At 46.2% G+C, this 13349-nt stretch carries 14 protein-coding genes and 2 tRNA genes; 5 read left to right on the top strand and 11 right to left on the bottom strand.

Annotated features, from left to right (window positions below):
* Window positions 1-74: 74 nt before the first annotated feature.
* Window positions 75-245: a PA1571 family protein gene (locus tag YC6258_RS30275; RefSeq protein ID WP_169748969.1), complete on the top strand. Its 171-nt coding sequence runs from the start codon at window positions 75-77 to the stop codon at window positions 243-245.
* Here the strand turns inward: YC6258_RS30275 and YC6258_RS12965 are convergent.
* The 5 genes from YC6258_RS12965 to YC6258_RS12945 all read right to left on the bottom strand — a co-directional run bounded on the left by YC6258_RS12965 (window position 242) and on the right by YC6258_RS12945 (window position 5037).
* A complete protein-coding gene (locus YC6258_RS12965; protein ID WP_044617363.1) occupies window positions 242-1378 on the bottom strand; it encodes a 4-phosphoerythronate dehydrogenase in 1137 nt (378 codons plus the stop codon). The genes YC6258_RS30275 and YC6258_RS12965 overlap by 4 nt on opposite strands.
* A complete protein-coding gene (locus tag YC6258_RS29790; RefSeq protein WP_144407638.1) occupies window positions 1375-2298 on the bottom strand; it encodes a 5'-3' exonuclease in 924 nt (307 codons plus the stop codon). The genes YC6258_RS12965 and YC6258_RS29790 overlap by 4 nt, the downstream gene beginning before the upstream one ends.
* Window positions 2265-3524, bottom strand: coding sequence for an ATP-dependent RNA helicase RhlB (gene rhlB / locus YC6258_RS12955; protein ID WP_044617362.1), 1260 nt, complete (start codon window positions 3522-3524; stop codon window positions 2265-2267). The genes YC6258_RS29790 and rhlB overlap by 34 nt, the downstream gene beginning before the upstream one ends.
* Before the next feature lie 74 nt (window positions 3525-3598).
* On the bottom strand, window positions 3599-4456 hold the full coding sequence (locus YC6258_RS12950) for an NAD(P)-dependent oxidoreductase (RefSeq protein WP_044617361.1): 858 nt from the start codon (window positions 4454-4456) through the stop codon (window positions 3599-3601).
* Window positions 4457-4500: 44 nt separating this feature from the next.
* A complete protein-coding gene (locus YC6258_RS12945; RefSeq protein WP_044617360.1) occupies window positions 4501-5037 on the bottom strand; it encodes an elongation factor P hydroxylase in 537 nt (178 codons plus the stop codon).
* Between the two features lie 107 nt (window positions 5038-5144).
* Here YC6258_RS12945 and YC6258_RS12940 point away from each other — a divergent pair, with 107 nt between their 5' ends.
* On the top strand, window positions 5145-6536 hold the full coding sequence (locus YC6258_RS12940) for an MATE family efflux transporter (RefSeq protein WP_044617359.1): 1392 nt from the start codon (window positions 5145-5147) through the stop codon (window positions 6534-6536).
* Here the strand turns inward: YC6258_RS12940 and YC6258_RS28175 are convergent.
* Window positions 6496-6684 (bottom strand): sulfurtransferase TusA family protein, encoded by a 189-nt coding sequence (locus YC6258_RS28175; protein WP_245627052.1) that lies wholly within the window; start codon window positions 6682-6684, stop codon window positions 6496-6498. The genes YC6258_RS12940 and YC6258_RS28175 overlap by 41 nt on opposite strands.
* A gap of 115 nt (window positions 6685-6799) precedes the next feature.
* On the opposite strand from YC6258_RS28175, the gene YC6258_RS12935 reads away from it, so the two are divergent.
* A complete protein-coding gene (locus tag YC6258_RS12935) occupies window positions 6800-7126 on the top strand; it encodes a hypothetical protein (protein ID WP_044617358.1) in 327 nt (108 codons plus the stop codon).
* 200 nt (window positions 7127-7326) lie between these two features.
* Here YC6258_RS12935 and YC6258_RS12930 read toward each other — a convergent pair whose 3' ends face one another.
* Entirely contained in the window at window positions 7327-7866 is a 540-nt protein-coding gene (locus YC6258_RS12930; RefSeq protein ID WP_044620008.1) for a hypothetical protein, read from the bottom strand.
* 183 nt (window positions 7867-8049) lie between these two features.
* Between YC6258_RS12930 and YC6258_RS12925 the strand changes: the two genes are divergently transcribed.
* A tRNA-Asn gene (locus tag YC6258_RS12925) sits at window positions 8050-8125 on the top strand.
* A gap of 26 nt (window positions 8126-8151) precedes the next feature.
* A tRNA-Asn gene (locus YC6258_RS12920) sits at window positions 8152-8227 on the top strand.
* A 37-nt stretch (window positions 8228-8264) separates the two neighbouring features.
* On the opposite strand, the gene YC6258_RS12915 is transcribed toward YC6258_RS12920, so the two are convergent.
* From YC6258_RS12915 to YC6258_RS12900, 4 genes are all read right to left on the bottom strand, one after another.
* On the bottom strand, window positions 8265-9911 hold the full coding sequence (locus YC6258_RS12915) for a methyl-accepting chemotaxis protein (RefSeq protein ID WP_044617357.1): 1647 nt from the start codon (window positions 9909-9911) through the stop codon (window positions 8265-8267).
* Window positions 9912-9921: 10 nt separating this feature from the next.
* The gene (locus YC6258_RS12910; protein ID WP_211264677.1) at window positions 9922-10506 is read right to left on the bottom strand and encodes a PDC sensor domain-containing protein; all 585 of its coding nucleotides are present in this window, start codon (window positions 10504-10506) and stop codon (window positions 9922-9924) included.
* Between the two features lie 370 nt (window positions 10507-10876).
* Window positions 10877-11617, bottom strand: a complete 741-nt coding sequence (gene bamJ / locus YC6258_RS12905; RefSeq protein WP_082070696.1) for a BamJ family beta-barrel-assembly machinery protein — start codon at window positions 11615-11617, stop codon at window positions 10877-10879.
* 86 nt (window positions 11618-11703) lie between these two features.
* Window positions 11704-13167 (bottom strand): hypothetical protein, encoded by a 1464-nt coding sequence (locus YC6258_RS12900; RefSeq protein WP_044617356.1) that lies wholly within the window; start codon window positions 13165-13167, stop codon window positions 11704-11706.
* Between the last annotated feature and the right edge of the window lie 182 nt (window positions 13168-13349).

Here is a 13349-nt window from a genome sequence, read left to right as displayed (position 1 = left end):
TTTTCTTCACTTTCGAAAGCACTTCATTAAAATAACTCTTCCAACAATAAAAATAACGGACAGGAAGGCAGACAATGACACAGCAGTATTACTCTCCCGGCCAGAGACCTGATTTTCATGGTGCAGCTATTCTGGATGATGAGGGAAATGAGACTCCGATTACTGAGGAAATGATTTTTAAAGCCTGCGTAGAGCTAATGATCGCTCAGGGACAGGATGAAGCCATTCCAGAGAAGAGCGATTAACCGCTCTTCACATCAAAACCACATGCTGTCAACCATTCGGCTAAGACAGAGTCACGAGTCGAAACCACCAGAGAGCCAAACTCCCGCCGGACAGGATAGTGTTTACGCAATTGATCAAACGCTTCTGCCCATAAAGAGACATTCCTTTCATTTAACGCCTGACGCATGGCATTAGAGTCCTGGTAAATGTCGTATACCTGAGCGATACATCGCCTCAGCGCCTCTTCAGGGGGCAGACCGGCTTCCAGATCTATCGGTTGAGGCAGCTGCAACGTTGATTTTTGCTCTGCCTGATAACTCTTACCAAGATGTTCACAAAGAGCTTTATAAAGCATCCAACTGCCTCGCAGCTTGCCATCGAGGCTATAACCCGCAATATGGGGCGTCGAAATATTCGTCAACGGCAGCAATACCGGTGATACTGCCGGTTCTGTTTCCCAGACATCCAGCACCAGTTGCAGATCATTCGCCTGCTGCATACGACTGAGCAAAGCAGACTCTTTTATGACCGGTCCGCGTCCGGCATTGATTAACACACAGCCAGGCTTCAGCGCATTGATAAACGCTTCATCAATCAGATGATAAGTCGGATACTGACCCGATTTGGTCAACGGCGTATGAAGGCAGACTACATCACATGTACTAAGATCCGTTAGCGGGACAAATCCATCACTTTGCAGATCCGCGAGAGGTGGATCATTTTTTAAAACCTCAAGCCCCATTCGCTCCAACCTTCGGGACAATCGCCCCCCCACATTACCGCAACCAACCACACCATAACGCAATTCACTAAGACGCTTGTCTGCCGGTTTAACTGCCATGATCGCCGCAAGCACATAATCCACCACACTGTCAGCGTTACAACCAGGACTATGATGAAAAGCAATGTTTCTACTCTCAAGATAAGCTTGATCAATATGATCAGTACCGATGGTAGCACTGCCAACGAAAGTGATATCTGTGCCATCCAGCAGCTCTGCATTCACCTGAGTGACGCTGCGCACCAACAGTACATCAGCATCGGATAAATCTGAGTTTTTCATCGTTCTGCCCGGCAAGCGGACAATATCATCCGCCAAAGAGGCAAACAGCGTTTCAACATCCGGCATATTTTCATCGGCAACAATTTTCATAATACCAAACCTTTTAAAAATGATTTCTGGCTACCCAGCAACGGTATGGACGAGACAAACGAATCCAGCCTGTCAGAATCTATGGCAGTAATATCCCATTGACCCGGCCGTTCTGGTAGGGGCGCATCAGGGTATAAGCGGGTCAACTGGTGATTGAGCAACAGCCTCGACCGATAAGCCTGAATCTGATGATAGATATTTTGCTTCGCCCGGATAGTGGATTTCAGAATCAGTTCGGGTTGATCCAACAAGGAGCTCAGATCTCCCACTTCATTTAACAACCGAGCTGCAGTCTTAGCACCGACACCAGAAAGTCCCGGGATATTGTCTGAAGCATCACCACACAGAGCCAACAGTTCGGGCATTTTCGATGGCTCAATCTGCCAGCGCTCACGAACCTGCTCATAGCCCGACAAACCGGCAGATTTACCGTCCCAGGACCAATCATGGGGACGCAACAACTGAAAAATATCCTTATCAGACGTCACTAATACAACGGGTTGCGCTGAATACCATTGCGCCTGGACGCTGGCCATCAGGTCATCGGCCTCATACTGGTAACTTTTCAGGCAAGGCAACCCCAGGGCTTCAATCAGCTCGAAGCAGCTATTCATCTGATACTCAAGAGATTTATCCGGAAGAGTTCGGTTGGCCTTATAGGAAGGATCAAGCTGATGCCTCAAACCTGAAAACAGACTGGTATCAAAACAGAAAATCATCTGCTCTGGATGGGACACCAGTAACCTGAGCACAAAATCCGTAAAACCAATAACGGCATTCACCGGACGCCCCTGTTGATCCATAAATCGGTCCGGCCAGCCAAACCAGGCTCTAAATATAAAGATACTGCCATCAATTAGCAGTATCTTGTGTTCCAGCGACGGAATTACTCGGGCAGGTTTGCTGTTTCGCTCAACCATTCAACAGGTGGATATGAGAGTTCAAGTTTATGACCGATGTATTTTTCCAGAGCAGGAATCTGAAAGGAGTCATCTTCGCACGCAAAGCTGATAGATTTTCCTTTAGCGCCAGCACGGCCGGTTCTACCAATACGGTGTACGTAATCTTCCGGATCTTCCGGCAGCGTATAATTGATGACGTGGCTCACACCTTCGACATGAATACCACGACCGGCTACATCTGTTGCCACCAACACTTTGACCAATCCTTGTTTAAATTGATCAAGCGTCTTAAGACGTTTCCCCTGAGGAACCTCACCAGACAACATCAAACAATCAATGCTGTCTTTTTTGAGGCGTTCGAACAAATCCTTCACCAGATCCCGACGATTGGCAAAGATCATGACACGATCCACTTCGCCATCTTTCAGCACCTGCTTAAGTACAGGGTATTTCTCGTCTGTCGACAACAGATAAATAGTCTGCTCAACAGCTTCAGCAGTCTTCACTTCCGGTTCAATTTCAAATTTCAGGGCGTTACGGGTCCAGCGTTCTGCCAGATTAATAACATCATCCGAAAACGTAGCACTGAACAACAGGGTTTGGCGGTTGTCTTTCATTGGAGTGGAACGCTCAATGCTTTTGACATCCGGGATAAATCCCATATCAAGCATACGGTCTGCCTCATCAATGACCAGAATTTCAATTTGATCAAGGAAAATAGCTTTGCGACGCACAAAGTCAATCAATCTTCCCGGTGTCGCAACAACAATATCAACCCGCTTTTGAATACGCCGTTGCTGTTTTTCGAAGTCCATTCCACCAACCAGTGTGGCAATCTTGAGATCGGTATAGCGGGTCAGTAATTTTGCATCTTCAGCAATCTGCAGAGCCAATTCCCGAGTAGGGGCCAGTATCAATGCTCTGGGCTCGCTGTCATATTGCTCTGTTAGAGGGTGATCCAGCAAATCAGTAATAACGGTAATCAGGAAAGCAGCCGTCTTACCGGTTCCTGTTTGTGCTTTACCGATACAATCCTCACCATCGAGAGTTGCAGGTAAGGACATCGCCTGAATGGGACTGCAGTATTCGAAACCCAGGTCATGTATGGCATGCATTAACGGTAGCGGCAGGTCGAGATCATGGAAACGGGTTCTGCCTTCCTGTTTTTCAACTATAAACTGATCAATGGACCAGTCATCTGTGAGAGATTTGTTTTTTTTGTGATATTTCTTGGGTGCGCTCATATAGCCTATGGACTGCCGTTTGAATCGAAGGGCGAAGTGTACCGAAAATCGATGGAACGCACCAAGTAATCATCTCAAAGCAGTTTAATCAGAGAGGATGTATCAAGACGATTATCTCCCTGTTGTTGCAACTGCTGATAAAAACCATCCACCATTCTGGCCAATGGCAGCTTGAGTCCCATTTTTTCAGCTTCTTCAAAACAAAACCCAAGATCCTTACGCATCCAGTCAATCGCAAAACCGAAATCAAACTTTCCTTCCGCCATAGTCAGTGCGCGATTGTCCAACTGCCAGGATTGAGCAGCGCCACCACTGAGCACCTCGACAACGGTTTTGATATCGAGTTCAGCATGCTGCGCAAACTTTATGGCCTCTGACAGGCCCTGCACAATCCCTGCAATACATAATTGATTAACCATTTTACAGCGCTGGCCACTGCCTGCTGCACCCAGCAAAGTAACTTTTTTGGCATAGCTTTTAATTGTACCTTCCACTGCCGAAAAATCTGCGGGTTCGCCTCCCATCATCACCGTCAAAACACCATTTTCAGCCCCGGCCTGTCCTCCGGACACAGGTCCATCCAGAAACCGGAGCTGTTTTTCGTTCGCCGCCTGGTTCAGCTCCTCCGCCAATACTGCTGACGTCGTCGTGTGATCTACCAGAATTGCTCCAGGCTTCATACCAGCCAGAACGCCATGCTCGCCATAGACCACACTACGGACATCATCGTCATTCCCTACACACATGAACACCTGATCGGCATCTATTACCGCTTGAGCCGGAGTAGCAGCATAGCCACCCGAGTATTGTTCAACCCAACAATGGGATTTACTGACGGTCCGGTTATACACAGTGACCTCGTGCCCCTTCTCAGCCAAATGCCCAGCCATCGGATAACCCATGACGCCTAAACCAATAAAACTGACTTTCATACTCATAACTCCTCACAATGCGGGTTACTCCGCTTCCTATCAATTTAACCCAATTTTAACAGGCTGAAATCTTTTGGGCTGAGATCCGAAGTCTTATAAAAATCCTGTAGCGCATCTCTGAATAACGCCGCCCTGGAAGGCAACCCCTCCAATAGATATGTATGAACCTGTTGAATGACATTTTGTTTGAACACGGAAGAATCCGTTGCCTCGCCACTCAAATTATCGGCCGATATCCGAAATCGATGGTCGCAGCTGCGGTGAAAAATCCACTCAAGAGCCTGAGGTTTGACTTCAACCCGTTCAAACAGACTCTGCTGTTGCTGTGAGCGCCCATCCGGTTCATACCAGTATCCAAAATCCACCAGTTGACGCCGTTCTCGACCAGCAATACACCAATGAGCAATTTCATGAAGCGCACTGGCAAAAAAACCATGAGCGAACTGAATTTCACAGCGATAACCAGTATGCCATGCGGGCAGATATATTGGTTCATCTCCACCTCTTACCAGAACAGTCTGCTCGCTGATATCAAAGAGGCGATTGAAAATGGTAATTAAATCTTCAGGATCATGGGTCATAGGTTAACAACAAGATATAGAAACAGAAGGATGTCCATAGAATTTGCTTATCCGGTCCGCTAAAGTAGCGCCCCCAGAATAAATACTAACAGGCCCAAGAGAATAACATGATTCATTTGGCAGAGATAAAAAAGGAAAGCCGGATATTAACCGTTCTGGCCATGCCGATCGTATTTTCCCAGCTCCTACAGATGTCTACGTCGGTCGTCGATACCGTGATGGCTGGACAGGCCAGCGCTTTGGAGCTTGCGGGAGTGGGTGTTGGCGCCAGTATATGGGTGCCGCTGTTTTTATTTTTAATCGGCTCTCTATCTGCACTGACAGCCTACGTTGCACAACTGGATGGCGCTGGTAAATGGTCAGAAATTCCCAACCAAGTTATCCAGACATTCTGGAAACTGACGTTGTTCATTCCTGTCAGTATCATTATTGCCGTTTATATTGATGATATTTTCCGCCTCATGCAGGCAGACCCGGAGATAATCCCCATCGCCACCGGATACTTTCGGGCACTGATCTGGGGCCTTCCTGCCGTTCTGGGGTTTAATGTCCTTAGATACTATTGTGACGGTCTCTCCTTTACCAAGCCTGCGATGCTGGCCAGCTTAATGGGCCTGCTCGTCAACATACCTCTGAACTATGTATTAATTTTCGGCAAACTCGGTTTTCCAAAACTCGGAGGTATCGGTTGTGGCTGGGCCAGCACGGCAAGCTTCTGGGTCATGTTTTTATTTATGTTGATCTGGGTGATCATTCGCAAAGAATTCCACCCAACCCGTTTATTCAAAGAATGGTACAAGCCCAATCGTTTACACATTAGCAGTTTGTTGAAAACCGGCCTTCCCATTGGCATGGCATTTCTGGTTGAGTCCAGCGTATTCAGCATGATCGCATTGTTCTTGTCGAAGTTCGGTTACATCGAAGTTGCTGCAAATCAAATCGCCATGAACTTGGTTGCCCTTATTTTCATGTTGCCGCTCTCCATTGGCATGGCACTTACAATTCGGATAGGAAATTCACTAGGAAAACAGCAACCCATCATGGCCCGACATATTGCCTTTATTGGTCTTGGTATCGCCATATTAATCGGCATCGTGAATGGTGGAATCCTGATTGTATTCAATGAGAATCTGGTAAGGCTGTATAACTCTCAGCCTGAAGTCGTACAGCTGGCGACATGGCTAATGGTATTTGGCATATTTTTTCACCTTGGAGATATCATTCAGGCGACCTGTGCCGGGATTTTAAGGGGCTACAATGACACTCAGGTACCAATGATCAATGCCATCGTGTCGTTTTGGCTGCTTTGTCTGCCATTGGGTTACTGGCTGGGAATGATCGGCTTCAATAACAGTGGCCCTATGAAGGCAACCGGTTTCTGGATTGGCCTGGTTGCCGGCTTATTCAGTGCCGCCACTCTACACTTTGTACGTTTCCTATATCTCAGCCATCAGACGATCAAACATCCTCAGACGGCTTCTTCTGCACAAAGTATATAAACAAATCACCCTGTCGTTGCTGCTGCAATAACGGGTGATTTAAAAAAGTACAGAATTTAGGAATGTCTCTTGCTGTAGAAGGATCCGTGGCAATCACTTTTACCACCTCTCCGGGTTCTATATCCCGAATTTTGTTATGTAGCAGCATAACAGGTTCGGGACAATACAAACCCTCTGTATTTAACTCGTGATCAGCCTGCAAAATCAAAATTATGGTCTATCTTTAGAAGTTGGATTTTAAATTTTAGGAAATATCAGATTAAATGCAAAGCAGTGCCCAGAATATTTCATATCAGGAAATCCATGAATCCAGCCTACTGAGCCTGGATACCCTGGACTTCACCTTCAAGACACTTCGTCCCATCAATGCCAGAGCAGCCCTGGAAATTCAAAACCTACGTCAAAAAGGGCTACGCATCGCCAAAGGACAAACCAGCCATTGTCATGTTGACTGGGACCTGGATAAAGTGGCGGAAATCATTCATTTGCTAACGCTGGCAGAGGCACCGAAGGTACATGGCGAACAAATCTGCCTGACACAAACAATGGAAGACTGGATCAAACTTGGCCGGCAACTTCTTGCCAGTTAAGGAAAAGGGGTAATACTCATCCGGAAATTGTCGGACAAAGAACAGAAATCCGACAAAAAACCGTCAATGCTGTCAATTTTTTTACGACACCCACCCACCGGAGCGATGTAACATCAGCATAAGAACAATCATGACAATAACCACAAAAGCCAACTGCAAACGCAGCATGCGACAGAACCGGCATGGTTCCTTGGCCATGATTATGCAGCCTGCCGGGAAGTCATAAAACGATCACTCAGAGAATCATAAAAAGCTTCTCTCAATCCCTGTATCTCCTTCTTATTGTCATCCAGCTCGTTCAGCTCATCGCCACTGAACTCCAGCTTTTCGGCCGATACCAGCCGGCGCATGGCAACAATCCTGGCACCATAAACCCTCAAGGCCCGTTCAAGCTTTTTCTCTCCGAGTAACAACAAAGTTGCCTGCGCAGCATTAAGCTCTTGAAATACGGCAACCAGCTCTTCTGTTTTCTTTCTCAGCTCCTTGCGGCGATATTCGGGCCAGTTCACGCCCATGCGCGAATATTCCACCACCAAAGACAGATATTGCTGATAAACATGATGAACCTTTCCCACCTGATCTGACACCTGTTGTAATAACAGCCTCCTGCGATCCAGATCATCGCGATTGCGCTGGGCTACCGCCCCAGAACGTCTGAGATACAAATACAACAGCACACTGCCCAACAGGAATCCTGTTGCAACTTTAATTGCGGTATCGAGCATTTCGATCGTAACCATAGCACCCTCTGCCAAATATTTGTCGACTTCCTCATACTGACAGATCAATTCAAATAGCGTGCCTGATCAACATGCTCGCCTGCTCTACCAGTCAAAATTCTATCAAAATCAAAAAAAACAAAGAAAAACAAAGAATTAGGTGTTGACAGCAAATCAATCACAGGTAGAATTCGCCTCCGTTGTTCCCCGATAGCTCAGTTGGTAGAGCAGTAGACTGTTAATCTATTGGTCACTGGTTCGAGTCCAGTTCGGGGAGCCAACTTTCTAAGGCTTTGCCTTGGATGCTCCCCGATAGCTCAGTTGGTAGAGCAGTAGACTGTTAATCTATTGGTCACTGGTTCGAGTCCAGTTCGGGGAGCCAATTTCTTCTTTCCCGCTTTTGTTTATATCAGATCACTTCACACTTTAAATTTCGATGTAATGCCTATTAGCTCTTGATATTGACGACTGATGTTTTGACTGGAAGCATCAAGCTGATTAGCCCTGCGTGCACTAACCACCGATAATTGACACATTTCATCAAGCCTTTCTGTCACTTCTTGAATTACAAGGTTTTGCTGTTCAGTTGATTGGGCAGTGACATCCACAAACTCCTTGACCGTTTGAACGGAACGCAAAACATCACTAATGACCTCGCTGGTCTGATTACTGGACTCCAGCGTGCTGGTCACGCTATCAGTCGCCATCTGCATAACACTGACCGCTGCTGCGACACCCTGCTGGAGATCTTCAATCATGCGACCAATATCACGCGTAGACTGTTGAGTCTTTCCCGCCAGGGATCGAACTTCGTCAGCCACAACAGCAAACCCTCTTCCCTGCTCACCCGCCCTGGCAGCTTCAATTGCAGCATTTAAAGCCAACAAATTGGTCTGCTCTGCTATTCCACTAATCACGCCTAAAACGGTCGAAATACGCTCGGTCACACTTTGAATATTTGAAATAGATGCCACAACCTTCTGAACACTGGCAGTTAAACTCTGAATATCTTTCTGAGTCCTGCTCATTAATTCATTACCATGCTCAGCCTGCAGCCGTGAATGCTCAGTTTCCTGCTCAGCCTGACGACTGCTGTCAAGCACGTTCTGCAGTGATTTTCTCATCTCTATAATGGCACCATTAACCACCTCAAGAGACTGCTCCTGCTGGTTAATCGAAGATCTCGACTGCTGAGACATGGTCGTCAACTCACCCACATTCCCCCCAATACTTTTGGAACTGGAAACCACCTGACTGATCAAACCGTGCAACTGATCAATAAACTTATCAAAAGCCTGACTCAAGCAACCCAACTCATCCTGCTTTCGAATATTCAAGCGAACGGTCAAATCCCCCTGCCCTGCAGACAGGTCAGTGAGCTGGGTATTAATTTTATGCAGATCCCGAGTGATCAATCCGGGGAAAAACAGCCCTGTCAGAACACAAACAGTCAACGCTATCAGCATTAGTATCGCCTGCGTCCGAACAGCCCGCTGCTGAACAACATCAGCCAACTGCGACTGCTGTCGAGACAAGATTTCAACCGCTTGACGCAATTGATTCAAAATTGCCGTAGACTCATTAAATAACTGCTGCCCTTCAGCATAAGACAACCCCATAGCGGTAGATCTACCTATCCGGGTATCCGTATCTCGCTCCTGTTGAATCTTCAAAGCAAGGTCTTTCCACCGACCATAGCTGTCCCAAAATTGCGCTAATAGCACTCTCATGTTCTCTGGCAACGAAGAAGCCTCAATCTGCTCCATACTGGCTTTTATGCCGGCGAGACTTTCCTGATGTTCACGCCGCCTTTCAATATACTGGTCACTACCGACACGCAGACTCAAAAAACTTCTTTCAGCTACCAGCACCTTATAAAAAGCACTTTCGGCCTGCAGCATATGATCAAGCGCAGGCATATACTGATGGATAACCTGGTCAACCGCGGCCGTTACCTCTCTACGCGACAGCAGTGTTATTGCTGATATCGCGACGATAAGCAGACTTAAAATAACCAAAGGCACTGTTATTTTTAGCTGAAAACTCAGATTCCCAAACCATTTCATACACACACTCTCATTGCAGAAATTCGTCCAGATTAATACCAATCGTTAAAGCACCAATCGCACCACCCGACTCCATCACTGGCACAGAAACCTGCACGAGATACGCCTGCACACTGTCGTCATACTCAACATCTCCAACATGCACACTGCCATCACCTCCCGTGTATGACTGAATAAACTTTGCTTCATCACCCTGCCAATAGTCAGAAGTCTTATTCGTCATTGCCACATTTGCACCTTGATTATCCATCAAAAACAACTCAATAAAAAAAGGCTCCCGTTGCTCCAACTCCAACAAACGCTTGGCTGCATCATTATTCATGAGCATACGCATATCGTCATCAACACCCGATGTGGCACGCCATTCTTCATCACGTTTTTTAATAGAAGCGAGTGTCATTTTTTTTGCATTTTGTTCCTTAACAGCCGCAACCAATACAGGATCCATACCCCACTTCGTCAGCTCTGGGATATATTCAAACAATTCCTGAGGAGGCTCTTCTGCCCATGCTGGAAAACTCAATCCAAAAAACAAAATACTTATCACGATCATTACGACTCGATGAAAAACATCAATTAACTTTTCATTACACATAAAACCCCCCTGAACATTAGATTTTCACTATAAAACCAGAGTAGTTGAATGTACGTGTAGTTCAAGTTAAGAAAAAGTTGTCGCGATAAATATAAAAATAAGGAACAAAGACAAAGACAAAGACAAAGACAAAGACAAAGACAAAGACAAAGACAAGATAGAGTATTACTGCGGGGAAAACTTAAGCATAAAAAAAGCAGATCCCAGGATCTGCTTTTTCAAGACAACACAAGTGAAGACTATAACAACAACCGTACTTTTCGAACTCACCTGCACATCAATGTCAATTTAGAAAGCAACCTGCTCAACACCATTTAATACGCTGTTAAGACAACAACGATTAAATACACACTAAACAGGTGCTGCCTGATCAGCTTTTGGGTTCTTTAATATCCAGCAGCTCAACTTCAAATATCAACACAGCATTAGCTGGAATACTTGGTGGAGGATTGGCACCATACGCCAGCTCGGGTGGTATAACCAACTCCCACTTGTCTCCAACATTCATCATTTGTAATGCTTCAGTCCAACCAGGAATAACACCTGAGACTGGAAACTCAACCGGCTCACCACGCTCAACAGAACTGTCAAATACAGTACCGTCAACCAGAGTTCCATGGTAATGAGTTTTAACAGTATCATTGGGGCCTGGTTTTTTACCTTCAGCACCAGAATTGATAACGCGATATAACAGACCAGATTCAGTTTTATGGTAACCTTCTTTTGCAGCCGTATCTGCTAAAAATTTATCAGCCTCTGCTTTAGCGGCTTCAGCTACTTTCGCCTGCTCAGCTGCCAACTCTTCCTGGAAAGCCTGTACCGCAGCAGACACTTTGTCTGGGCTTACTTTTGGATCAGTACCGGCAATAGCATCCCTTAAACCTGCAACAATAGCATCTATATCTGCCGGAAAATTAGGGTCACTGGAAACCTGAGTACCAATATTGTAACCCACGCCATAGCTGATGATCTGAGGATTAGAAGTATATTCTACTGCAGTCTGCTCTGCTGCTGCCACTTGTGGTGACTCGGTAGATGCTTCTACCTTGTCCTGATTACAAGCAACCAAAAGCAGCGTGGCTGCACTCAAGGTGGCGATTCGTTTAATCATTAATTATCCTTCGTTTTCATTTGTTATTAAAAAAGACGGTTTTTTAGCCAGACATTTATAAGCACAACAGATACGTCAACACCTATTCAGTCTTTTCTTAAAAATGCACCGCCTGCCACGGGTAATTCTTCTTTCTTCCCGGCACCTTTCTGCTTAATCTCATGAGCTTTCTCCCGGACAAATCCATCCACCCATAAAGGAAGAAAAATCAATAGATCAAACAAAGGAATTCCAAGACGTAGCAATGCCGAAACATGCCGCGCCATTAATCTCAATACTGTAATCATTACAACAAAAAAGTATTCTACCAAGCGTCCAGCAATCACTCTGGAATCACGGATAATTCCCTCAAATGGAATCAACACAACGGTCAGTGCCAGTGGCAGAACAAATCCCAGCAGCATCTGGGGAACCACCGGCAACAACGCATCATCCACCGGCAAAGACTCGCCGACAATACCCAATATATCCTCAACAGCAGCTTCGCCATTACTTGGCTCAATCAACATGGAACCGGATTCAACCGCAGCAAACCCCAGCAACAAAGAAATAAACACCCATGTCAACCGCCGCCTCAGCGTTTCGGACAATCGCCCAAAGCCGGCAAACATATTGGTTACCCGCAACAACTCCAACAACACCAGACTTACCGACAACTGCATGAGAACAAGCGTTATTGCCGAAAACTGAGGGGTATATATAAAAGATGTTGACTCAGCAACCTTTACAACACCTCCCAGATGCGCCGAAATCAACACCAGATTCAATCCTATACCGGCCAAGCCCGCAACCATAAACAGACAATCCCGAATAAACCTGGAGGTTACCGAAGACAGCAATTGTCTGTGAATCTGATCGGTCTGACTGCGTATTTCCTCATAACTCTGCATATAACGGTCAATGACAACAGCATGCTCAACAAGCCCTCTGATTTTACCGCCAATACCGGATACCGAATTATGAAGCCGTCGCCAATGCGGCATCATAGCGTGCAACAGTTGATGCTTTCGGGCAATTGCGTCACGATAATCACCCAGAGACTTCTTTTGCAGGCTAACGGCTGACTCGTGAATATCCGTTAATATTTTCAGTAACGCAGGATGCCCTTCCTGGGTCTTCTTCAGCTCAACAATAACAGCCAGCGCCTCAACCCACTCTGGTGACGGTTCCGGCTCCAGCCCACATTTCCGATAATCTTCTTCTATCAGAGAAATTTGACTGGCAATCGCCTTCTGCAGTAACGGATAGCCAGAAAGATCGTTGTTCACGATACCGGCAATTCGCTGAAATTCACGCTCAATCAGCTGCTCCTGCAACTGCAACGCCTGATTGAGCAGCACTTCACGGTTACGAACATTGATTTTGTCCAACCATATCAAAAGCAGCTTCACCATATGCCGCAACAACCTTGAAACCCAACCGGCCAGCGCGAGCAACAACTGATGCACCATCGACCTGGCAAAAAACAGCAGCACCCAGCAGCAGCAAAACACCAGAACCGCCTGTCCCGGATTCGCTACCGCCCACTCCACAATCACACTTGTCGACACAATCCCGTCCTCTTCAAATACCCGTTTACGCTTTTATTTTCCAAGCTGGACACATCACCCGTCTGGTTTGAGCGACCAACACCCAATGTGTATTTATCCATGAAGCGATTAAAAGCTATTACCACGATTGCAAAAAGAGTAAAACGATGAAGAAGTGACCAATATCGGCGTGGTAACTCTGA

This window comes from Gynuella sunshinyii YC6258 (assembly GCF_000940805.1).
Lineage (GTDB): Bacteria > Pseudomonadota > Gammaproteobacteria > Pseudomonadales > Natronospirillaceae > Gynuella > Gynuella sunshinyii.
This window is presented reverse-complemented; position numbering and strand designations above follow the sequence as displayed.